The 22,297-nt window shown below is 29.0% G+C and carries 24 protein-coding genes and 1 riboswitch; all 24 genes read left to right on the top strand.

Annotated features, from left to right (window positions below):
- The first annotated feature begins 2 nt into the window (after positions 1 to 2).
- The 24 genes from GXK56_RS19695 to GXK56_RS19580 all read left to right on the top strand — a co-directional run bounded on the left by GXK56_RS19695 (position 3) and on the right by GXK56_RS19580 (position 22,183).
- Positions 3 to 1,769: a dynamin family protein gene (locus GXK56_RS19695; protein ID WP_160690560.1), complete on the top strand. Its 1,767-nt coding sequence runs from the start codon at positions 3 to 5 to the stop codon at positions 1,767 to 1,769.
- 13 nt (positions 1,770 to 1,782) lie between these two features.
- Complete coding sequence (locus GXK56_RS19690; RefSeq protein WP_160690558.1) at positions 1,783 to 3,582, top strand: dynamin family protein; 1,800 nt, start codon at positions 1,783 to 1,785, stop codon at positions 3,580 to 3,582.
- A gap of 243 nt (positions 3,583 to 3,825) precedes the next feature.
- Positions 3,826 to 4,431 carry a DUF1062 domain-containing protein gene (locus GXK56_RS19685; RefSeq protein WP_160690556.1) on the top strand — a complete coding sequence of 202 codons (606 nt, stop codon included), beginning with the start codon at positions 3,826 to 3,828 and terminating at the stop codon, positions 4,429 to 4,431.
- A 246-nt stretch (positions 4,432 to 4,677) separates the two neighbouring features.
- Entirely contained in the window at positions 4,678 to 5,655 is a 978-nt protein-coding gene (locus GXK56_RS19680) for a type II CAAX endopeptidase family protein (protein ID WP_243156190.1), read from the top strand.
- Positions 5,656 to 5,720: 65 nt separating this feature from the next.
- Positions 5,721 to 5,876 carry a hypothetical protein gene (locus tag GXK56_RS19675; protein ID WP_160690554.1) on the top strand — a complete coding sequence of 52 codons (156 nt, stop codon included), beginning with the start codon at positions 5,721 to 5,723 and terminating at the stop codon, positions 5,874 to 5,876.
- A gap of 89 nt (positions 5,877 to 5,965) precedes the next feature.
- A riboswitch (TPP riboswitch) is annotated at positions 5,966 to 6,066 on the top strand.
- A gap of 217 nt (positions 6,067 to 6,283) precedes the next feature.
- Entirely contained in the window at positions 6,284 to 7,036 is a 753-nt protein-coding gene (locus tag GXK56_RS19670) for an ABC transporter ATP-binding protein (RefSeq protein WP_160690552.1), read from the top strand.
- Positions 7,033 to 7,776: an ABC transporter permease gene (locus tag GXK56_RS19665; RefSeq protein WP_160690550.1), complete on the top strand. Its 744-nt coding sequence runs from the start codon at positions 7,033 to 7,035 to the stop codon at positions 7,774 to 7,776. Before GXK56_RS19670 ends, GXK56_RS19665 begins: the two co-directional genes overlap by 4 nt.
- A gap of 2 nt (positions 7,777 to 7,778) precedes the next feature.
- Positions 7,779 to 8,789, top strand: coding sequence for an ABC transporter substrate-binding protein (locus tag GXK56_RS19660; protein WP_160690548.1), 1,011 nt, complete (start codon positions 7,779 to 7,781; stop codon positions 8,787 to 8,789).
- A gap of 352 nt (positions 8,790 to 9,141) precedes the next feature.
- Positions 9,142 to 9,741: a hypothetical protein gene (locus tag GXK56_RS19655; RefSeq protein WP_160690546.1), complete on the top strand. Its 600-nt coding sequence runs from the start codon at positions 9,142 to 9,144 to the stop codon at positions 9,739 to 9,741.
- Positions 9,741 to 11,165 (top strand): phage tail protein, encoded by a 1,425-nt coding sequence (locus GXK56_RS19650; protein ID WP_160690544.1) that lies wholly within the window; start codon positions 9,741 to 9,743, stop codon positions 11,163 to 11,165. The genes GXK56_RS19655 and GXK56_RS19650 overlap by 1 nt, the downstream gene beginning before the upstream one ends.
- A 24-nt stretch (positions 11,166 to 11,189) precedes the next feature.
- On the top strand, positions 11,190 to 11,783 hold the full coding sequence (locus tag GXK56_RS19645; protein WP_160690543.1) for a hypothetical protein: 594 nt from the start codon (positions 11,190 to 11,192) through the stop codon (positions 11,781 to 11,783).
- Between the two features lie 35 nt (positions 11,784 to 11,818).
- Complete coding sequence (locus tag GXK56_RS19640) at positions 11,819 to 12,346, top strand: hypothetical protein (RefSeq protein ID WP_160690541.1); 528 nt, start codon at positions 11,819 to 11,821, stop codon at positions 12,344 to 12,346.
- A gap of 20 nt (positions 12,347 to 12,366) precedes the next feature.
- A complete protein-coding gene (locus GXK56_RS19635; protein ID WP_160690539.1) occupies positions 12,367 to 12,699 on the top strand; it encodes a DUF4280 domain-containing protein in 333 nt (110 codons plus the stop codon).
- A 30-nt stretch (positions 12,700 to 12,729) separates the two neighbouring features.
- Positions 12,730 to 14,214 carry a late control protein D gene (locus GXK56_RS19630; RefSeq protein ID WP_160690537.1) on the top strand — a complete coding sequence of 495 codons (1,485 nt, stop codon included), beginning with the start codon at positions 12,730 to 12,732 and terminating at the stop codon, positions 14,212 to 14,214.
- Position 14,215: 1 nt separating this feature from the next.
- Positions 14,216 to 15,730, top strand: a complete 1,515-nt coding sequence (locus GXK56_RS28295; protein WP_160690535.1) for a hypothetical protein — start codon at positions 14,216 to 14,218, stop codon at positions 15,728 to 15,730.
- 21 nt (positions 15,731 to 15,751) lie between these two features.
- Positions 15,752 to 16,996: a PoNi-like cognate immunity protein gene (locus GXK56_RS19620; protein WP_160690533.1), complete on the top strand. Its 1,245-nt coding sequence runs from the start codon at positions 15,752 to 15,754 to the stop codon at positions 16,994 to 16,996.
- A 277-nt stretch (positions 16,997 to 17,273) separates the two neighbouring features.
- The gene (locus tag GXK56_RS19615) at positions 17,274 to 17,645 is read left to right on the top strand and encodes a hypothetical protein (protein WP_160690531.1); all 372 of its coding nucleotides are present in this window, start codon (positions 17,274 to 17,276) and stop codon (positions 17,643 to 17,645) included.
- 262 nt (positions 17,646 to 17,907) lie between these two features.
- Positions 17,908 to 18,729: a pre-toxin TG domain-containing protein gene (locus tag GXK56_RS19610; RefSeq protein WP_160690529.1), complete on the top strand. Its 822-nt coding sequence runs from the start codon at positions 17,908 to 17,910 to the stop codon at positions 18,727 to 18,729.
- Positions 18,729 to 19,280: a hypothetical protein gene (locus tag GXK56_RS19605; protein ID WP_160690527.1), complete on the top strand. Its 552-nt coding sequence runs from the start codon at positions 18,729 to 18,731 to the stop codon at positions 19,278 to 19,280. The genes GXK56_RS19610 and GXK56_RS19605 overlap by 1 nt, the downstream gene beginning before the upstream one ends.
- A gap of 275 nt (positions 19,281 to 19,555) precedes the next feature.
- A complete protein-coding gene (locus GXK56_RS19600; protein WP_160690525.1) occupies positions 19,556 to 20,143 on the top strand; it encodes an EndoU domain-containing protein in 588 nt (195 codons plus the stop codon).
- Positions 20,144 to 20,163: 20 nt separating this feature from the next.
- Positions 20,164 to 20,844, top strand: coding sequence for a hypothetical protein (locus GXK56_RS19595; protein ID WP_160690523.1), 681 nt, complete (start codon positions 20,164 to 20,166; stop codon positions 20,842 to 20,844).
- A gap of 166 nt (positions 20,845 to 21,010) precedes the next feature.
- On the top strand, positions 21,011 to 21,436 hold the full coding sequence (locus tag GXK56_RS19590) for a hypothetical protein (RefSeq protein ID WP_160690521.1): 426 nt from the start codon (positions 21,011 to 21,013) through the stop codon (positions 21,434 to 21,436).
- Positions 21,437 to 21,471: 35 nt separating this feature from the next.
- Positions 21,472 to 21,912, top strand: a complete 441-nt coding sequence (locus tag GXK56_RS19585) for a hypothetical protein (protein ID WP_207710278.1) — start codon at positions 21,472 to 21,474, stop codon at positions 21,910 to 21,912.
- Between the two features lie 22 nt (positions 21,913 to 21,934).
- On the top strand, positions 21,935 to 22,183 hold the full coding sequence (locus tag GXK56_RS19580) for a hypothetical protein (protein WP_160690517.1): 249 nt from the start codon (positions 21,935 to 21,937) through the stop codon (positions 22,181 to 22,183).
- The last annotated feature ends 114 nt before the right edge of the window (positions 22,184 to 22,297 follow it).

The following is a 22,297-nucleotide window of genomic DNA, read 5'->3' as shown; positions in this document are numbered from 1 at the left end:
TTATGGCTTATATAGATTTAATACGAGATAAGAGATTTAATGATTTACTTGAAAAATATCTTAATAGAGAAAGTCAAGGAGTAGATTATAAGGAATATTTTAAGCACTTTTTTGAAAATTTAAATAAGAAAGAAATAATTGTTCCTGTACTTGGAATTCAAGGAGCAGGTAAAAGCAGTTTTTTAAATTCTATTTTAATGGAGGATAATATATTACCAACAGATGTAGATGAAACTACCTGTGTGCCAGTTGAAGTGAGATATGGAGAGAATGTAAATGAAGCTGTAATATATTATTTACATGGTCACAATGAAACTGTAAGTGTTGATAATCTAGAAAAGTATGTTCATAATGATTATAATCGAGCAAATAATCTTCAAGTTTCTAAAATAGTACTCCATAATAATAGTGAAGTTTTAAAGGATAATATTGTCCTTGTAGATTTGCCAGGGGTTGGAAGTTTAACACCTGAAAATCAAAGAACTACTTTAGAGTATGTAAATAAATTAGTTGCAGGGATTTTTATAATAAGAACTAATCCTCCAATTACAAGAACAGAAAAAAACTTCATAAATGCTTTATGGCCAAAACTATCTAACACTATTTTTGTTCAAAATAAGTGGAATGATGAAAGTATTGAAGATGCAAATGAAGCAAAAGAGCATAATGAAAATGTATTAAGTAGTATAAGTTATGCTCATAATGAGGAAAAAGAAATTAATGTTAATGTAGTAAATGTATATGAAGCTGTTAAAGCTAAATTTACTAATGATAATAACCTATATGATAAATCAGGAATTGTTAAGGTTATAGAGAAAATAAAAAATATTTCTAAGGAATATGATAAAGAAGTATCAGAAGCTTTAAATCAAAAAGTTAAGGAAGCCTTAAAAAATATTAATGATAAAATAGATACTTATAAAATCTTGGCTTTAAACGAAAATAATGAAAATCAACTAGAAAAAGAAGCAAAAATCAAAGAAATAAAAGAAATACTATTAGAAAATAAAAAGAAAATAAGAAGTAGTAGAACTTATGCAGAAGAAGAAATAGATAATATCATTGAAACCTCTTCTAAAATAATAAGAGAAAACATTGAAAATTTAAGAATAGACTTAAGAAGAGTTGTAAATAAAGGAATTGTAGATGGAAACAGGCTAAGTTTAATATATAAGGAAATGTCGGATAAAGCTATTAACAACATAATGGATGAGGTTTTAGCATTAATTACTAACCTTATTAAAAATTTAAATAATGAATTAGGAGAAATAACTATTAAAGGTTTTGACGGGACTTATGAAAATATATCCTTTTTTAATAGAGAAAGTTCAATTAAATATGAAAAGTCACTTCCAACAGTACTGGGAGTATCAACTGGTGTAGCTGGAACTATAGGAGCAGTTGGATTACTTGGACCAGCAGGAGTTCTTGTAGGAATGGGAATAAGCTTAGCTTTCTCTTTAATTGGAGATCATATGCGTAAAAAGATAGTAGAAAATAGGGCGAGCTATACCTTAAAGGATTTAGAACCAATGATAGAGGACTTTGAAAATTATTTAAAAGAAGAAATAATTGGTGATTTAAGAGCAAAAGCGCAAGAGGTAGATGATTCTATAAAAGAATTAAAAGACAGATTAGAAAGAAATTTAAAGAAAGATATGGAATTTATAGAAAGGCAGTATGAAACTGCTTATAGTGAGGAGCATATCTTAGTATTAGAAGAAGATTTAAAACTTTTAAAAGAATTAATCAGCGGCATAGAGAATTAAAAGGAGATAAAGAATGGATATTTTTAAAAGTTGTGTAGATAGACAAAAAAGAATTGACAAGGTAGTTGAAATTCTTGGAAATGATTATATTTCAGCTAAGAATTTATTAGTGAAAGAGAGAATAATAAATCCAACTCATTATGTTGTGATGCTTGGAGAAACCAGCTCTGGAAAAAGTGCTTTAATAAACAGTATTTTTGATAAAAAGGTATTAATAGAAAGTGTTAGACCTACTACAGGTATTGTTACTGAAGTTGTTATAGATAGTGATGCTGAAGAAGCTTTAATTGGAATAAAAAAGGATGCAAGTAGTGAAGTTTTGGATAAGGAGCAATTTGAAGCTTTTACAGCAAAACCTGAGGAAGCTTTAAATAGGTTAAGATATATAGGGCCATGCAAAAATGCCAAGTATGATGGTTTAAGACTTTTTGACACTCCTGGATATGGTTCTTTAATAAGTGAGCATGAAGAAGTCCTAAAAGAATTTATACCTGAAAGTGATATTATTGTTTATGTAGTATCATATAGAAGTGGCCTTGGAGATGATGATTTTCAATTTTTAAAATATGTTGGAGAAGTAATAAATGACAAAGTAGAAGTTGTATTAGCTATAAATATGTGTCCTAAAGAACTTGATGAAGATAATAAGAGAATAATAGAAATTCAAAAAGCTGTTAATGAATGTATCCATAAAGCGGTAAAAACATTTCTTATAGAAAGCAACAGTCAAAAGAATCCAGAAACAAGCAAGCTTTGGGATTATATTTATGAAAGAGTTAATGCTTCTGAAAAGATAGAAGAACTTTCTGAAACTCTGAAAAATTATCAAAATTATGTATTGGGAGAGTGTGACATAAAAATTAATTCTAAAATTGCAAGTATCCAATGTGAAAAGGAACAAGTTCAAGAAAAAATTAATATAATAAAAGATTTCTTGGATAAAAAGCAATATATTTTAGGAAATATAGATGATGAATTTGCAAGAATAAAAGTAAGAGCTATAAAACTTATAGATAAATCTGACATTAAGGTTAAAGAATTAATTGAACAATATATTTATGATGAAAGTAAATGGACTATGAAGGAAGAAACTTGCTCTTTAATGCAGCATTATTATGTTCCTAAGCTAACTAATGAAGAAACTGAAAATTTGCTTAATTATATAGAAGATGAAATAATTTCAATTGATAGAACAGTTGACAATATTCTAAATGAGGAAATTAAAAAGCTTGAAAGTAATGTTAGAGTGAATATGCCTTCTTATACAGAAGTTATGGAAGGGATTATTGAAAAACATATTGGTGATGCAATAAAACAAGCAATGGGAGAAATGTTCAGAAGAACTGTTAAAAAGAGACCAGGAAGAGTTAAAAGATATAATATATATAGCAGAAATTTAAAAAAGCTTTCTAGTGCTTTAGAAAAGACAACTATTGGAGAAATAAATAATAATTTAAATAACCTATTAAAAACAGTAAAAGCTACATCTATAAAAGGAATTACTGAATATTTAAATGTATTTACAGATTCAATATTTTTCTTACATGATTCATTGACATGGCAAAGCAAAATATTAGAAATCTCAAGGGAAGCCGTAGATAATTGGGCTAATGATTTAGATAAGGCTATAAGAAAATATTTGGATGAGTTAAAGGAATCTAAAAAAGAAGAAATTACAACTTTATTTGAAGAACTTAATGAAGAGTTCACAAATAATCAGGAAGAATTAAAGCATATAAGTTCAGAGGAATTAGTGAGACTTAAGAAGGAAATTGAATTCTTAATACATAAATGCCTGCTTATAACTTTATAATCATATTTATTAATCTCAACAGTATTGAAGATATTGTTGAGATTTTTTTATATTATGATTTGGCAGTAATTAGATTTTGTATATAATTTTAGCCAAGTTATCATAGAAATCTCTTTAGAAAAACAGGATAAAGATTACAACTGTAAAGAATTTTGGCTTTAACGGGTTATTCCAACATGTTATATTTATTCCAGATTAATCTAATAAATTATAGCTATAAAATATTATATTTGGAGAAAAGCTATGAAAACAGATAAAAATAAATTAATTTGGAATATAAAACCGAAGGAAACACCGTTAGTTATAAGAAATTGCAATAAGTGCAATAAGAAAATGGAGTTTTATTGCAGCGAATTATTTAGAGTAAATGCTCAAAAGAAAAGCATAGATATATGGCTTATATATAAGTGTACTCATTGTGATACTACTTGGAATATGCCAATTTTTTCAAGAATTCCACCCAATAGCTTAGGTGTGGAGCTTCAAAAAAGGTTTGAAAATAATGATAAGGATTTAGTTTGGGAATATGGATTTAATTATGATGTTTTGAAAAGAAATAATGCAGAAATTAAATATAATATGGATTATATAGTTGAAGGTGATGAAATTGATGAAGAAGCAGAAGGACAAGTTCAAATATTAATTAAATCAAAATATAATTTAAATTTAAGAATGGATAAGTTTCTACAAAATCATTTGGGAGTCCGGAGAAAAAATCTAGATAAGTTATTTGAAGATAATGTTATACAAATAAAAGAAAAAGATATTACTGATGTAAAAAAATATAAGATAAAAAATGATTTGGAAATATTACTAGATTATAAAAAAATAATAAATTTAAATTATTAATATTAAATTAAGGTAACTATTTGATTTTATATAAAGTTAAATGGTTACTTTTTTGTATTAGATTATATGGTAATATAGTTAGTATTGTGATAAATTAAGAATAACTTAATTTTAATTTAAGTCTAATTTAAAAATGGTACGATAATATATAATTAGAGAATTTATATTGTAATATTTATTTAAAAGGAATTATATATATTATTTTTTAATAAATTAATAAATAAAGAAAAACAGGAGAATGTTAAAATGGAGATGGATTATAATAATCAAGAAAAAATTATTAAAAAAGCAATGAAAAATGATTTTAATAAATTAGGAATATCATTAATAGCTCAAGGTGTAATTGCAAATGTAATTATATTTACAGTTTTCATAGGAGCAATGATAGTTAAGATGATAAAAGATAGAGGGATTGGTTTTGAAGAGTTAGATCAAATGACTAAAAATCCTAGTTATCTTGGAATGTTAAGCATATTTTCAGTTATAGTAGCATTTATTCCAATATTAGTTTATAGAGGAAATAAATTTTATCAATATGACTTAAAAGCTGAAAACAAAAGATTTACATTAAAAACTATATTTATAGGGTTTGTAGTAGTATTAGCAGTAAATAATGTTTTAGGAGCCTTTGCGAATGTTTTGGAATTAGGTCTTAATTCGATTGGATTAACTGCTGCATCTGCTTTGGAAGATTTAGAAATATTAAATCAATCCACACCATCAATGATTATATACACATGTATAATAGCTCCAGTATTTGAAGAGTTTCTTTATAGAGGTGCTGTCCTTAGAAGTTTTGAAAAGTATGGCAGAAGGTTTGCAATTATAGTTTCAGCAATGTTGTTTGGCTTAATGCATGGTAATTTTTATCAAATATTTATGGCAGCAGGTATTGGAATTATATTGGGTTATTTAGCAACTGAATATTCAATAAAATTAACGATTATATTACATATGATCAATAATACATTTGTTGAAATGACAACTTTGCTTAGTTCTCGCATAGGTGAAAACGCAAATAATATTATTAATATTATTATGATAGTCGTTTCATTTATTGTATTAATTGCAGGCATAATGTATAAAAGAAGAGCTATTAAGGAATGGCTAGAAAATAATAAAATGGAAAAGAAAATTATGCTTAGATTTATTACTTCAATTACAATACTTATTATAGTTGCATTTGATTTAATTATGGTTATAAGCAGTATTAAACCAATTTAAGCTTAGCTGAAAAGTATTGTTGTCTTACATTTTATTTTTGCACAGAGATGGAGGATATAACAGATATGAAACATAATAAATATATATTAGAAATACTGCTTATTTTAATAGCAATTGGGACAAGTGTATTAAATGTCAGCATTGCTTTGGCAGATGAAAATAAAACTTATGATGGTAAAAATATAATATATAATTATTATGTAAAAGAAAAAGGGCAATAGGTTAAATGGTGCATTTAACCTATATTTAAGCATTAGTGTGAATAAATAGTTATTTACATAAACATAATATTAGGATATAATTTTCAATGAAATATTACTAGGGGTGCCTTAAAAAGCTGAGAGAGCATTTGCTCAACCCTTCGAACCTGAAGTGGTTAGTACCAACGCAGGGAAGTGAGTTTGTCTATTATACTAATTTTACATTGAAAAATAGTAAATTTATATAAGAAATAGTTCAAGCTTTCTATCTTTGTGATGGAAAGCTTTTTTGCGTTTTTACAATAATATATAAAACATATTATTTTATTAGAATTTAGGAACATTACAATTGGTTATAGTTTTTAGTATTATATAGCTTACGAGATAAATCAGCGTAAGAGAAAAGTTACATAAGGAGGATGATATAAGTGCTTGAATTTAAGAAAGTTACTTTTAAATATTTAGAAGATGATTACACAATGCTTGATAACTTATCCTTTTCAGTTGAAAAAGGTGAATTTATTTCAATTATAGGTGCCAGTGGTTGTGGGAAAAGTACCATTTTCAGATTAATAAATGGATTAGAAAAAATGCAGAGTGGAGAAATATTAGTAAATAATACTATTATTGCAAATATGAAAAATTATAGCGCGTATATGCCTCAAAAGGATTTGCTTTTTCCTTGGAGAACCATAGGTGAAAATTTAGCTCTTCCTTTGGAAATAAAGAAAATTTCTAAAATACAAAGGGAAGAAAGTGTAGATAATATTCTAAAGGAAGTTGGACTTTTAGAATATAAAAATAAGTTTCCCAAGGATTTATCTGGAGGTATGAGGCAGAGAGTATCTTTTGCTAGAACTCTTTTAACTGGCTCTGAACTATTACTCTTAGATGAACCTTTTAGTGCATTAGATTCTCTTACAAGAATTTCAATGCAGGAATGGCTTTTGGAGGAATGGCAGCATTTTAATAAAACCATCTTGTTCATAACCCATGATGTTGAAGAAGCTATATTTCTTTCAAAAACAATATTAGTAATTCAGGATAGGCCTATAACTCATATGGAAAAGATAGAAATTCCTTTAGATTATCCAAGGAGTAGAAGTGATTTACAAAGGCCTGAAATTATAGAATTAAAAGAAAGCCTAATAAGCAGGCTTAGACAGAAGGTGAATATATGAAAAAGAATTTACCATCAATTATATTGCTCTTAGTATTAATTGGATTGTGGCAGGTTATTTCCCAGGTAATAAATGCGCCTTATATATTGCCATCACCAATACAGATTTTAGTGAAATTATGGATTCTTCGAGAACCATTATTTTTAGTACATCTTCCAGCCACTATGGGGGTAACTGGACTAGGACTTGTTATTTCCATTGTTTTTGGTTTAGGTCTTGCAATAATTATGGATATGAATGAAAACATAGAAAATGCATTATATCCAATAATAATAGCCTCACAAACTATACCTACAACAGCTATTGCACCACTTTTTGTGCTTTGGTTTGGTTATAGTATATGGGGAAAGGTTTTGGTAACAATACTAATAACCTTTTTCCCAATAGCCATATCTGTTTATGATGGCTTTAAATCAACAAAGAGGGAAATGGAAGAACTTTTAATTACTTATGGCGCTAGCAAAAAAGATATTTTTATAAAGCTTAAGATTCCAACAGCTTTACCACATTTCTTTTCAGCTATAAAAATGGCAGTGCCTTTAAGCATAATTGGTGCAGCAATAGCAGAGTGGCTTGGAGCACAAAGCGGGCTTGGTTATTTTAGTAAAAGAATGATGAGCCAATTAGATGGAGCGGGAGTATTTGCACCTATAGTATTGTTGTCAGTGGCAGCTATGATTGTAGTTGCAATTATAAATATACTTGAGAAAAAAATAATCAACTGGAGGAAGGAGATTTAAAAATGAACAAAAGAATTTTAGCATTTGCTATGTCGTGTTTAGTTACTTTTGCATTGGTTGGCTGCAACCAGGCAGCATCTAAGCCAGAAACAAAAGAAAAGAAAGAACTTGAGGAGGTAAGCGTTGTTTTAGACTGGTATCCTAATGCAGTTCATAGTTTTATTTATACAGCTATTGAAAAAGGCTATTATGAGCAGGAGGGAATAAAGGTAAACATAGAGTTTCCTGCAAACACAAATGATGCAATTGCACTTACTGCAGCTGGAAAGGCTGACCTAGGAGTATATTATTTGCAGGATGTAGCAATGGCAAGAGGAAATGAAAATATTCCTGTAAAGGCTGTAGGAACAATAGTCCAATCACCATTAAATGTAGTGATTTCAGCAAAGGATAAAAATATTAAGGGTGCTAAGGACCTTGTAGGTAAAAAGATAGGTTATGCTGGAACAGCACTTTCTGAATCAATTATTTCTACAATGCTTGAAAATGTAGGTCAAAAGAAAGAAGCAGCTCAAACAGTTGATGTAGGTTTTGATATTATGAGCTCTATGACAACAGGAAATGTAGATGCAACTATAGGTGGTTTTATAAATCATGAAGTTCCAGCTTTAGAAGCTCAAGGTTTTCAAGTAAATTATTTCTCACCAACAGAATATGGAGTTCCTAACTATTATGAACTTGTATTTGTAGCAGGAGAAAATAATCTTAATAAAAATTCAGATAAGATAAAAAGATTTTTAAAAGCATCTAAAAAAGGTTTTGAGGACATGAAGGCGAATCCAGATGAGTCTCTTAAAATACTAATGAAAAATCAAAATACAGAAAACTTCCCACTTACTGAAAGTGTTGAAAAGAAGAGTTTTGATATTTTAATTCCAGTTATGGAAACAAAGGATGCAGAATTCTTATCACAAGATAAGAAAGTATGGCAGGACAACATAGATTGGCTTGTGAAAAAGGGATTACTTAAAAAGTCATTTGATGCTTCTGAAGTAGTTGAAAATTTAAAATAATTTAGAGCTGTGCACTAGAATGTGAAACTAGTGCACAGCTCTTTTTAGTTCGTTCAAAATTGAGAAAGACTTTGAGCTGAATGTATGTTGTGTAATGACAAGTAAAGTAATCATTCTTATTATATGTGATAGGTTTTAATAAAAAGTCAAGAAGGTTATCGTAAAATGCATATTTTTAGGCGTAAATTGAAAGATATAGGAAATATTAGATTTTAAGATTGATTTTGTGTGTTTTAAGACAAAAGCATTTATCCTAATAAAGTTTTATGAGACTATTGTAAATAACTGAGTTGTTACATAAATAGATTGAACAGCAATCATTGAATAGTTTTTTTATGGAAGGATGGTAAGGTTGGAAAAAAGAGCGGATGAAAAGATCTTAGATTTTTTAAATGAAGTAGAAAAAAGAGAAGCAAGGAAAGATATTTGTAGTGGTCCAGTTAGAATTGGAGACAGATATTATGTGTTTGTGGAAACAGAATTCTTTGATGAAAAATTGAAAGTATATATTCCAAAGGATTTTGAGGACATGCCTTTAAAAGCTAGAAAATTCAAATATCCATCAGAAAGCAGACCTGACATAATAAGATGTAATGATAGTGGAAGTACGTGTATAACATTAAAGATAATTAATAGTCCTTTAGATGAAGAGCATGTAAAGAAGCTAAAAGACGGAATGAAAGTGATAATAAAAAAGACAAACCCAGCAAATGTATTTTATGAGGATGGAGTATTAGAAGTTGATTCTAAAAATATAGGATTTTTTGAATTTAAAAGTTATGCAATAGATGATTCCTTATATAATATGATGTTTTTTTTAGTATTTGAAGGTAAGACCTTAATGGGGACTTTTAGTTGTAAGCATAGAGATAGCAAGGAGTGGAGGGATATAGTATTCCAAGTTATTAAAACTGTAAGGGTAGTAAAAGAAAATGAGGGAGATGAAAATTAATGAGTGAAGAATATGTTTATACTCAAGGAGATGTTTTAGTAGAGCCTTTTGAATTTCAAAAAATAACAAATCTAAATATTATTAGAGAATTAAATGAACATACAAAGTTTAGTATTAGTGGAATTATAAGTGATGAGAATGTAGATGAATATGTTGAAAATACAGGAGCAAATGAAACTATAAAAGTTTCAATAAGAGATGATGAAGATAATATAATCACTTTATTTGAAGGAATAGTTACTAAGATTGGAATTAAAGCAGAAAATAATGTAAGAAATTTAGAAATAGAGGCGTTAAGCAAAACTTTTTTATTGGACATAAGAAAAAATAGTGTTTCATATCAAAATGAAGACTATACGTATTCTGATATTTTTGATCAAATTAACAGTAACCATGATAATGTGATAATAGTAGATAATGTAACTAACGGAGAAAAGATAGATAAATTCTTAGTTCAGTATAAAGAAACAGATTGGGAATTTTTAAAAAGGTTAGCTTCATATTTCAATGTGGGATTAGTTCCAGAGTGTCAAATGTCAGGTACAAAGTATTCCATAGGTGGTGCAGGAGAAAGTAAGATTTATGATATTGGGGAATATAATTATTCAATAGAGAAAGGCCTGCAGGAATATAATATTAAAGATTCCAATGAAAATTATAATTTACAAGATACAGATATAATAAGCTATGAAGTGACAACTAATAAAATAATGAAGTTATATAATAAGGTGAATTTTAAAGATAGACAGTTATTAGTATATAAATGTGAAACTGAAATGATAGGAGGTGTAATTTCAAATAACTACATCTTAAGAAATGAAAATGGGATGAAGTTAAAGAGAATTTACAATGATAAAGTAGTTGGTATTTCACTTCAAGGAAAAATATTAGATACTCAAAAAGATAAAGTTAAAATTTCTTTAGAGATTGATGGAAGCCCAGCAGAAAAAGAAGGAATAAGATGGTTTGAATTTGCTACTATATTTTCGCAACCAAATGGGACAGGTTGGTACTGTATGCCTGAAATTGATGATGTGATTAGATTATATTTTCTGGATAATGTGGAAAAAAATTCATATGTAATAAATTCTATGCATTATCCATCTTTAGATCCAGATAGTCGTACAGATACAGATGTAAAGAGTATAAGTACGAAATATGGAAAGCAAATAGTAATGAAACCAGGTTCTGTTGAGATAATTGCAAATGGAAATCTACTTATGAGAATGATAGATGATGAAGGCATAGAAGTAAATAGTGATAAAAAGATAATACTTGATGCTGGAGATGACATAGAAATAACAGGTGGCGGGAAAGTAACTATAAACGGAGATGCAGGGATTGACTTAACGCAAGCAGGTGCAAATATGACAATACAAGATGACATAACAATGAGTGGTGGAAAGGTAAATATTCAAAGTTAGAGAAGCTTTGTTGGTGTTAAAGATATGATAATACAAGTTGATAAAGAAAAAGTATTAAAAGAATTTGAAGAGAAGTACGTTAAAGGTAGATATATTACTGAATTCAAAAAAATCTTAGAAGAATATACAGAAAATAAAGAAGAAATTGAAGAAAATTTATCCGAAGTATTTAATTCTGTTTGTAAAGAAGCTATTTTACTTCAAGAGAAACAACTAAAAGGAGAAATAAAATATATATATTTCTCAATGATTAGAACAATGCTTCTTGAGAATAAAGGAAGCTGGAGAATTGATTTATATGATGAAAATTGGTTTTTAGATAAAGAAGAATGTTCAATAAATATAGATTTGAATTTTATTTATGAACATTTATTTTATCATATGGAAGAACTCTTGGAGAAGAAAAAAGAATATGGAAGAACGATTAAAGAAAATGATATACAAATTATAAAACAGAAAGAAGCAAATGCATATCATTGTTTTGCTGTATATGTAATTAAAGATTTATTGAAGATATTTTTAGAAGATTTAGCATACAAAGAAATGAAAAAGAAAGAGGATATAGTAATTATGGCAGGTGAATATATGGATGCTGCTATTAAAATACATCCTCAGTAAAATAAAAATATGGAATAAGTATGGAAAGGAAAAGTATGGATTATTTTTTGTTAAAGCAAGATGAAGAGCATATAAATACACCCAAATTACTTGATGTATTTAATTCAATTGATATTAGAAATATTAATTTATTGAATGCTCACAAAATCGAAGATATTTTAATATTTAATGTTAATTGTGATGACAAAACTGAATTTTTGGACATTCTTGATAGAAATTTATTTCTTATTTCAGAAGACATGAAAAAAATAATCGAAAAGTATGATTCAGGAATTATATTTAAAATTATTCCACTAATAGATTTGCCTCATGAAAGACAAGAAAACTACTATATGCCAATATTTGAGGAAATTGAATGTCTAAGTGAAAAAGCAGAACTAAATTTAAATAAGACAGTAGTAAAAAAAATTATATTGGATAAAGAAAAAATCAAAGGAAAGAAGATTTTTAAAATAAAAGAATCAGTAAAAAATTTGATAGTAGTAAGACTAGATGTTGCTGAAAGTCTGCTTAGAAGAGAATTTAAGGGAATATGTTTAGAAAGATTAGAATTAGACAATTAAAAATATAGGAGATGATAAGTATGGCACAAGGTGCTGCTTATGTAGTTAGAGGAGCAAAAATGAAATGCAGTAAAGGAAGTAGCTTGCCACAAATAAACCTACCTGCAAGTCATGGATCATATGTAAATGGAAAACCTGTAATAGTAAAAACAGATAGAATTGTTGGCTCTAATATTGGTTCCTTCGGAGTTTGCAAGTGCACTAAGAAACCATGTATACCAGCTATATTAAGTGATTGGATGATTGTTAAAGAGGATACAATAATTGATGGAAAGCCAGCAGTAACAACAAAATCAGTGCTTATATGTGGAAAAGGTGGACAAATCAAATTTGTTTCTGATGGTCAAGACTAGGAAGAAGTTGAGGGAGAGTGGAGTAAATAGATGGGAGATATACATGCATTAAGAGTGAAATCAAACTATAACTTAATGAAGGTATTAGATATTGAAATTGAAAATAAGCCCAATGAACATGGATATTTATATTTAAAGTGTTTAATATCTGAAGAAATAAATTTTGATTCAGTTATCAAAGCCTCAACAGAAGATGAAATATATGTTTATGAAGAACAAGAGGGTGCGACTCAAGATACTGATATTAATCAAGTTGATGAAAGAAATAGTAAAAGGTTATTTGGTGGAATAGTTATAAATATTAAGACAACCAATGTAGGTGGAGTTTATTATTTGGAGATTGAGGCTTTAACTTCAAGTTCAAAATTAGATATAAAAGAGAAAAGCAGATCCTTTCAAAATGTTAATATGACATATGATGCTCTTATAGGTGAAATATTAAAGGATTATTCAGGCTTTACATTTACTCAAAATGTAGGGAAAGGACAAGCAATAAGCAAACCATTATTTCAATATAAAGAGACTGATTGGAACTTTTTAAAGAGGATTGCAAGTGAGTTAAAATCAGAGTTATATTGTGATATAATTAGTTTGAATTATATGTTTTATTTTGGAATTCCAAATGAGTATAGCCATGAATTAAGTAATGATACAGAGTATGGTGTGTTTAAAGATATTAAAAGTTTTTATGAAGCTGGTGGATATAATGAGGGATATGATGATACTGACTATTTTTACTATGAGATTGATGTAAAAGATATCTTGGAAATTGGAGCAACAATTAATTATAAGGGAAAAGATTTATACGTTAGGCAGTATAAAGCCTATAAAGACAAAGAAGATATTTTTTATAAATATAAACTATGCATGAAAAATGGAGTATGGCAAAATACGATTTACAATAATAAGCAAAAAGGAGCAACTATTGAAGGTGAAGTTATTGAAATAGAAAATGAACTAGTTAAGCTTCATTTAGATATAGATGAAAATCAAAATAAAGAAGAAGCTTTTAATTTTTCTTATTTACCTCCATCAGTAAATATAATGTATGCAATGCCGTTAGTTGGAGAAAAAGCAAGACTTTATTTTCCAAGTGAAACCAGTGAAGATCCAATTGTTACAGGATGTGTACGAAAAAATGGAGATACCTGCGAGAAAACTTCTGATACATCAAAAAAATACTTTGAAACGGAACATGGAAGCGAAATAGCAATGCTTCCAGATGAATTAAGTATAAAAGGTGGAAGTAAAAAAAACTTAAGTATAAGTTTCAAAGATAAAGTTGGAGTAATATTTACAAGTCCAAAAAAATTAAGTCTAAATGCAGGTGGGGAAATAGTAATTAATACACCGAAAAATATAAGAATAATAGCCCAAAGTCAAATAGTAATGACAAAGAGAAATGCAGCACACGGTGTATCTATTGAAGGTGAATTTCATATTAAAGGAAATAATGTAATACAAAATGGAAGCAGCAGAGAAGCTTACTCTCCATATATAAAAGGAGGTAAGTGAAATGTTTAGTTTTGAAGATTTAGTAAGTGGCGTAGAGGGGGCAATTTCTGATGTGGCAGATGCAGTATCTGATGCCGTAGATTATGCTTCGGACGCAGTTTCAGATGCCGTGGATTATGTATCGGATGCAATAGATTATGTATCAGAAGAAGTATCTGAAGCAGTAGATTACGTATCGGATGAAATATCAGATGCAGTAGACTACGTATCAGACGAAGTATCTGATGTAGTGGACTACGTTTCAAGTGAAGTATCCGAAGCAGTAGATTATGTGTCAGATGTAGCTGATGAAGTATCAGATGCTGTTCTTGGAGCTACATCAACAATTGCGGATGCCTGCGAAGATTGGGCAAGTGATGCTGAAGAATTTTTTGAAGAAAATTATAAAGCAGTGGTTGGAGCTTTTATTGCAACATTTAGTTCTGATTCATCAGGTGGAGAAAGTAATTGGAATGATCATTCGAGTAATGAAGATATTAATAGTTTACCAGAATACGATCCTATATCTGCTAGACTTAAAGAGAACAAGAAAACTAGAGCTAAGAAAAAAGGTGCAAATGGAGAATATTTTGCAGGGACAATTGATGACTTGGGGAACTTCATCCCTGATGATATAGATGGATTTTCTGATGATGGATATGAAGCTTATAAAAAATCAATGTATGACTATGCTAAGGAACATAAAACTACTGATGGAGCTTATGCTATGGATTGGCAAGTTGATGCATATAATGTCCACAATGGACCATGGAAGTATAAATTTAAAGCTTTATGGGATTATTTTGATGATAGATGGCCTGTTTCAGACACTTTCGCACAAATGTATGAACAATCATCCATAAATCAAGGTTTTGATCCAGAAGAATCTAAAGTATGGGCGAAGATTTATGGAGGTTTTTCTTCTGGTATGCTACTTGAAAATGGTATAACTCAATCAATTGTTGGGTTTAAATCTTTTAATAAAGGGTTTTCTTATGAAGATGATATTATTATTGGAAGTGGAGCAGGAAATATTAAGAAGGCAGGAAGCAAAAATTCAAGTTTGAATGACTTTGAAGCGGAAACTGCTACAACAAAACAAAAAGGAAATTTTGGTGAATTTAAATCAAATAATAACTTATTGAATAATCAGAGTATAAAAGATGCTGGATATGACTTGAAATTAGTTGGCAGGGAGGCGCCATCAGGTTTAGATGATAAAATAATAAAAGGAATTGATGGATTATATGAAAATACTAATGCGGATTCAAATATAAAATATGTTATTGATGAAGCCAAGTTTGGTAGTTCAAAGTTAGGAAAAACTAATGATGGACTACAGATGTCTGATGATTGGATAAAGGGGAGTGATCGTATTCGAAAAGCTGTAAATGGGGATAAGGATTTAGCTGACGATATTTTAGAAGCATTAGATAATGGACAAGTTGAAAGAGTATTATCAAAGATAGATAGTAACGGAAATGTGGTAACTTACAAGTTAGATAGTGATGGTAAAATTATTGGAATTTGGCCATGATAAATAAAGGAGAAATAATTTATGTTACGTGATAATTTAAAAACATTAGTGTATTTTGAAGATGAAATAAATAGTGCAGAAAAATATATACAGAAAAGAAAGCAGAAAATAATAGATTTAAAAGAAGATATAAAAAATGGCATAAAGAGATTTCCAAAAGAGAATGAAGAGATAATTTATTCCACATATCAAACTAATGCAGGCTATGAAATAAAAAAAATATGTGCATTATATTCAGCGGGTATGTCTATAGAATATTTGAATCAAGATTTTGAATATACAATAGTTTGTATGGAAAACTATGGTGATCATAGAATTGGTTATTTAAATCTTCTATGGATGATATCTTTAGGAATATTATTAGAAACTGATAAAGAAAATATAATAAGATTATCAAGGCTCGTAGATAAAGAAAATATTGAAGATGCTGTAATTGATTATCTATTATGTGCAAGTGATATTAGATGGAGTAAAATTAGAAGTGTTTACAATAAAGAAAATCCATATTCAAAAACTAGGGAAATTATAGAACTTGCAGAAAATGATAAAAATGAAGCATCTAAGAGAATGCAAAAATATATGGAAAAAGAATGGTTTAAAGGTCATTATGATTATGAATGGAAAAATGCACACAAGGAACCTGGATATGTAGGCTTTTGGAGCTTTGAAACAGCAGCATTAGCAAAAATATTAGAACTTGATGATACAGCATTGAAAGAAAATAATCATTACCCATATGACTTAGCTCATTATAAGAATACAATGAAATTTAAACAAATTTCAATAAGTAGATTTAAGGATGACAATAAAATTGAAGATGAAGAAGAATATAAGGAAGGAATTGAAAATAATCCTAAATTGGAAAGAATTATTCCAATAAAATGGCAATCATTTATTAATGAGCTAATATACGATTATGAAAATCTATCTAATAGCAGATTTTATGAAAAATATAAAAAAATTATTGGACTAAATCAAATATGGCCTTTATTTGATGAATACCAAGAGGAAAATAAAGGAAGAAAACTATTGGGAAGTTTGATTGTTTTTGCAATGATAGATAAAGGATATATTCTACAGTTAGATTATAAGGAAGATTTGGAAGATTACTATTCAAACATAAAAAATTATTGGAATAATTCAGAAACGAAGTTAATTCAATTTGTATTAGATAGTGACCAAAATTATTACGCATTAGTACCAAAAGATGCAAATGTTGAAAAAATGTATGAAGTTGTTATTGAGGATGTGAAACTAATCCAATAAATTATAATTGTTTTAAAGTTAGAAAAAATCAATATATAAAATTTCTATCAGATTTGGTAGGAGTATATATTGATTTTTTTCTGTTATTACCACCTACAGTCAATATAATGTATGTAATGCATTTAGTAGGAGAAAGTTTAAGGTTTTATTTTCCAAATGAAAGCAGTGAAAAACCAAAATAGAGAACCCAAATCTATGATTTGGTGTGAATAACTTACTCAGCGAACGAATGTGAGTCGAGTTTCCTTTTCATTTCTGATAAAAAAAATGGAGATACTTGCGAAAAGACAGCGGAGCGGAACCATCAAAAAGATATTATGAAACAGAACACGGCAGTGAAATAGCAATGGTTCCTGATGCATTAACAATTACAGGAGGGTGTAAAGAACCATTATTCGTAAGTTTTGAAGATAATGTAGGAGTAACTTTTACAAGTCCTAAAAAACTAAGCTTAAATGCAGGTGGAGAAATAGAAATAAATACACCAAAATATATAAGAATAAATGCAACAAGTCAATTAAAGATGATAAAAGGAAATACAACTAATGGAGTTTCCATAGAAGGTGAATTCCATATTACAGCAAATAATGTAATAAAAAATGGAAGCTGTAGAGAAGTATTTGCTCCTTATAAAGAAGGGGGCAAATAATATGGACTTTAACTTTGGAAATTTAGTAAGTGCTGCTGTTGGAGCAGTAACAAAAGTAGTAGATGCAGTAGTTGATTTCTTTTCACCAGCAGCAGAAGCGTCATAAGCAGGAGAGACATCAGATTCAGGAGGAATCCTTGGAACGATAAAAGGATTTGCAGTTGATCTAGCAGAATCAGTACTTGGAGCTGTACCAGGAGTTGCAGATGTAAATGGGGATGGAGAAATTGATGATGAAGAAGATGAGAAAATATTAAATGAAGTGCTGAAGGTAATGTTGGGTGGTTTTATAGGTTCGTTTGGTTCTAGTTCAAATGGTGATGATAATGAAAAAAAACAAGATGATGAAAAACCAAATTTTCTAGAGTCTTTATGGGACAAAATATATACACCTAATCCAATACCAGACTATTCAAATGAGGAGTTAAAGGAAAGATACCCTGGGCAATATGCAAGACTAGCTGCAAGTCAAGCGGATAATGAAAGAATACTTAAGGCATCGCCATATATAGCAAGAATGACACCTGTGTTAGGAGAAGGTATAATTGGATACCAATCTATAGGTGGGCATGATATGTGTACTAATGAAGAACTTTCAACAACTGAAAGAATATCAAATGTATTGTTTTTGGGGCTTGGAAAAGTGGGTCAATTAAAGAAAGTAGGGAAAACTACGCAGGGGTTAAGTAAAGCTGAAGATTTTGCAAAAGAACCGTTTTTACCAGATGAGTACTATCAAAAACTTGATAATAAGCTTGCAAAAGCTATAGCTGCAAGAGATGCTGAGGTAGCAACAATACAATCATTAAGTAAAACTCAGCAAAGTAAGATTGCAACAGTAGTTGGAGGTGTAGATTTAAGAACGGGAGAAGTTGTAGTAGGTGTAAAAAATAGTATAATAAATAAGGGAAATGCTATCTGTGCAGAGGATTTAGTATTTAAACAACTTGGAGGGAATATTAATTCAAACATTATAATGACTCTAGCGATTAGACCAAGGGCAGGAGCCATTATACCAGTATGTACTAGATGCCAGACAAAATTTCCAGTAAATCAATTTATAAAAGGGACGGTGTTTGATTAATGAAAGAAGAAAAAATAAATTATGGTTCGGAATTGTGCATGCAATTTTCTAACGAAGAGCTTTATAAAGGTATTATAGCCAAATTTGATAATAATCCAGATGTAATTATAAGAACTTTATCTGATGATGATCAAGAGGTTGAAATAATGTCAAAGATACCAATTCAATTCATATGTTTTGATGGAGATAAACAAGATTTATTTATTAGTTTTTATGGAAATCAAACTTCAATTTTTGTAAAAGATGAAGAAATAATGTTTATTGATGAAAGCACAAAAGGTAGATATACAACAAGTGATACGTTTCAAAATGTTGTATATGAGGGAACATTACGCAACCTTACTCATGTTGAGATGTTAACTCTATTTACTGAAGTTATTACATGCTTTATTGGCGCAATAGAAGTTGAAATAATTGAGAAAGAAGTTCCGAGTGATAAACAGTATAAACAATATGATTATTATAAACCACATAGCTATCAAATAAATGTAAAAAATAATAATTTAGATAGAAATAAAAAAGTTTTTGAAAATATTACTATAAATTATTAACTTCAAGAAAGGTATTTTTCAAGGATTAAGCAAATATAAAAATTGATGAATGCCTTAACATATCAATTATTGTAAGCGGTAAATAACTAATCACAATGACTGTTCTTTACCGCTTTTTCGTCATGTAATAAAACTAGATGCTTAAAATAGTAAAACAAACTGCTTAAAAAGAAATTAATTATAGGTGATTGAATGCTAGTAGAAGAATTGAAAATTAATAGCATAATAATAATTCTGCAGTGAGCTTGCCTTGCATACAAGAAATAATTGAATCAATGATAAATCCAGAAGATCATCTGTCAAAAGAACACTGGATGAATAGTTTTGGAACTGCATCGATTTTTTGGGGATTGAAGGGAAATAAGCCTGTTGTAGGGAAATCCATGATGGGTGAGAGTAATCTCAAGAGAGCAGATATACGATCGTTACCTACAAAAATACCGTATGAATTTATGGATAATACAGTAGAACATATATTTAATGGAAAAATCGAAAAAGCAGGTGCTCCTAGTGAATATGCGACGGGATGGCATTACCAAGAACACTTTAATCCCAAAGGAAACAAAATAATACAGATTTTAGAACAAGCTGATGAGTATGGAACGATTATTGCAGATGTAGAAATTAAAGGCATACCAAAACAAGATCCGTCATCATTTTTCAGTAATAAATTCACCACAAATGAAGTGGATGATATGATTAATGAAGCACATATGACCAAGCAAAAGGTATTTGGAACAAGAAATTGCTATAGAGGTGTAGCTGCTAACGGTATGACTATAGAAATGTTTTTAGCAGGAGATGGTACTAATATTAATGATATAATTACAGCATATCCGAAGCATACGAGCACTTTGACATAGAAATAAAGGAGGATTCCGAAATGAATTTGAATATAGATATAATGGATAACGATATGTTAGCGAAAAATAAAAATATAGAGTTTATAGGTGAAGAAAGAGGAAATGATTCTAGGAATATTAAATGCTTAAACTTTCGATATAATGATAGAAGATTTGAAACTGAAATAAAGATAATTTTAGAAGAAAGTGAAGAAGGTTTAGATTTTCAGTTGATTTTCGAAAATATATGCAAAGATATACAAATAGATGATAGTGTTATGCAAGAAATTATAATCGGAATAAGTAATATTTCGAGGAAGATAGAAGATAAGGTAATTTCACTAGATAATACCATTAATATGAATTTAGATACTATGATTATTGATGAAAATATATTGGAAAACTGCTATATAAATGATGGAATGAGTAAGTTTATACTTGAAATGTACGAAGAATTTAAGCCTAATAAGGTAGAATACAATGATTATACTAATAAATTATTATTATTTGGAGTAAAAGGTGCTGAGATAGCTAAGTTATTTAATAATCTTTTAATAGCAACAGTTACTAAAACAAGAAGTGGTTATCTTATTAATTTTTGTGATAAAAAAGTAAATCGATCAAATACATTTATTAATAATTTCGCTAATAGCTTATCGAATAAAGGTATTCCAAGTTTATCAATACCATTAATATCTTTAGATTACTTGTGGGTAGATTAGCCTACCACTTTAGCATCTACATCACAGCGATTTAGCTATTAAATTTTAAAACCATTGAAATCAGTAGTATTTTTAGTAATTTAAAACGTGTATCAAATTCGGAAAATTTTCACTATAAATGAAACCTCATTTTTGTTAAACTATTAACCGAAATGAGGTTTTCCAATTGAGAAAAAATTACTTTGAAAAATTAGTGAAATATATGAAGAATGTTTATCATATAGAAAATGGACTAAACAAATTAACTGATGGAAGAATTAATCCAACGTATGATACAGCACAGGTTGCGACACTTGTGCTGTTAGTTTTTTTACTTAGAATTAAAAGCTTTAATGAATTAAATTTGATGATTAAAAATAATGAATTCAATAAACTATTTCTGAAGGGGACGAGATTGCCACTTGTTGATACTATTAGAGATACTCTTAAAGTTATTGATTTTAAAGGCTTGAAACAAATAAATGAATATATACTAAAAAAGGCAGTAGAAAATAAAGTTTTTGAAAATGGAACCATTGATGGATATACAGTGGCCGCTATAGATGGAACAAAATTCTTTGGAAGAATAAGAAAAGTTGCCCAGAATGCTTGAGAAATAAAGCTCATTGTTTTCACAGTGGAGCTGTCATGTCAATAGTTGGAGAGGGCCAAAAACTTGTGATTGATTTTGAAAATTATAGGCCCGGACAAGATTCAGAATCAAAGGATGAAGGAGAAGGTGAGATTGGAGATAAAGATTTGGCAGGAGGGATAGAAGGAAAAGCAGGGGTGTTGAATGCAGATGGTGAAGCTTATTTGAAAGTGGGAAAAGATGAAAGCAATGGAAAATGGGATGCGTGCATTAAAGGAAAAGCACTAGCATCGGTTGCTGAAGGTTCAATAGAAGGAAAGCTTAAAATACGTGATTTTGAGATCGATGTTGAAGGAACAGGATATGCACTTGGTGCTGGAGCAGAATTCAAAGGTGGGCTTGAAAAAAACAAGCTTAATTTAACAGCGAAAGCAGCACTTCTTTTTGGAGCAGGGGTTTTAGTATCAGTAGGGTTAGAAGATAAAGATAAAAAATAGATTAAAATAAGGAGTAATAAGCATGCAAAAGTCAAAACAGTGGACATTAGGATTTGGAGAATTAAAATATCTCTTTTTTAATAAAAAAATATGCAAAAAGTGTGGGTCAAAAATGAGAAAAATTACTACTGAGGAATATACAGGAGTAGAAAAGTGGATGGATGATGAGGGAATAAAATCTGAATCAGAAAATTATAAAGTTAGATATTATTACTATTGTGAGCAATGTAATAAAACATATTCAGTGGAAGAATTATCAACTGATAAATAGTATTAAAAATTGTAGCTAATAGGTTAGTTTAAAGTGTTAAATAATCGAAATAAAATAATAAAACAGCAAGAACACAAAAAGAAGCAAGTGATGAAAATGAAACATAATGGTGAT

It is taken from the genome of Clostridium sp. C2-6-12 (assembly GCF_009928485.1).
Lineage (GTDB): Bacteria > Bacillota > Clostridia > Clostridiales > Clostridiaceae > Clostridium.
The sequence above is the reverse complement of the archived record's forward strand: the minus strand, read 5'-3'. Positions and strand labels throughout refer to the sequence as shown.

Coding starts and splice junctions, on each gene's coding strand:
- GXK56_RS19695 (WP_160690560.1), top strand. CDS start 3: ATGGCTTATATAGATTTAATACGAGATAAGAGATTTAATGATTTACTT.
- GXK56_RS19690 (WP_160690558.1), top strand. CDS start 1,783: ATGGATATTTTTAAAAGTTGTGTAGATAGACAAAAAAGAATTGACAAG.
- GXK56_RS19685 (WP_160690556.1), top strand. CDS start 3,826: ATGAAAACAGATAAAAATAAATTAATTTGGAATATAAAACCGAAGGAA.
- GXK56_RS19680 (WP_243156190.1), top strand. CDS start 4,678: ATGGAGATGGATTATAATAATCAAGAAAAAATTATTAAAAAAGCAATG.
- GXK56_RS19675 (WP_160690554.1), top strand. CDS start 5,721: ATGAAACATAATAAATATATATTAGAAATACTGCTTATTTTAATAGCA.
- GXK56_RS19665 (WP_160690550.1), top strand. CDS start 7,033: ATGAAAAAGAATTTACCATCAATTATATTGCTCTTAGTATTAATTGGA.
- GXK56_RS19660 (WP_160690548.1), top strand. CDS start 7,779: ATGAACAAAAGAATTTTAGCATTTGCTATGTCGTGTTTAGTTACTTTT.
- GXK56_RS19650 (WP_160690544.1), top strand. CDS start 9,741: ATGAGTGAAGAATATGTTTATACTCAAGGAGATGTTTTAGTAGAGCCT.
- GXK56_RS19645 (WP_160690543.1), top strand. CDS start 11,190: ATGATAATACAAGTTGATAAAGAAAAAGTATTAAAAGAATTTGAAGAG.
- GXK56_RS19640 (WP_160690541.1), top strand. CDS start 11,819: ATGGATTATTTTTTGTTAAAGCAAGATGAAGAGCATATAAATACACCC.
- GXK56_RS19635 (WP_160690539.1), top strand. CDS start 12,367: ATGGCACAAGGTGCTGCTTATGTAGTTAGAGGAGCAAAAATGAAATGC.
- GXK56_RS19630 (WP_160690537.1), top strand. CDS start 12,730: ATGGGAGATATACATGCATTAAGAGTGAAATCAAACTATAACTTAATG.
- GXK56_RS28295 (WP_160690535.1), top strand. CDS start 14,216: ATGTTTAGTTTTGAAGATTTAGTAAGTGGCGTAGAGGGGGCAATTTCT.
- GXK56_RS19620 (WP_160690533.1), top strand. CDS start 15,752: ATGTTACGTGATAATTTAAAAACATTAGTGTATTTTGAAGATGAAATA.
- GXK56_RS19605 (WP_160690527.1), top strand. CDS start 18,729: ATGAAAGAAGAAAAAATAAATTATGGTTCGGAATTGTGCATGCAATTT.
- GXK56_RS19600 (WP_160690525.1), top strand. CDS start 19,556: ATGATAAATCCAGAAGATCATCTGTCAAAAGAACACTGGATGAATAGT.
- GXK56_RS19595 (WP_160690523.1), top strand. CDS start 20,164: ATGAATTTGAATATAGATATAATGGATAACGATATGTTAGCGAAAAAT.
- GXK56_RS19585 (WP_207710278.1), top strand. CDS start 21,472: ATGTCAATAGTTGGAGAGGGCCAAAAACTTGTGATTGATTTTGAAAAT.
- GXK56_RS19580 (WP_160690517.1), top strand. CDS start 21,935: ATGCAAAAGTCAAAACAGTGGACATTAGGATTTGGAGAATTAAAATAT.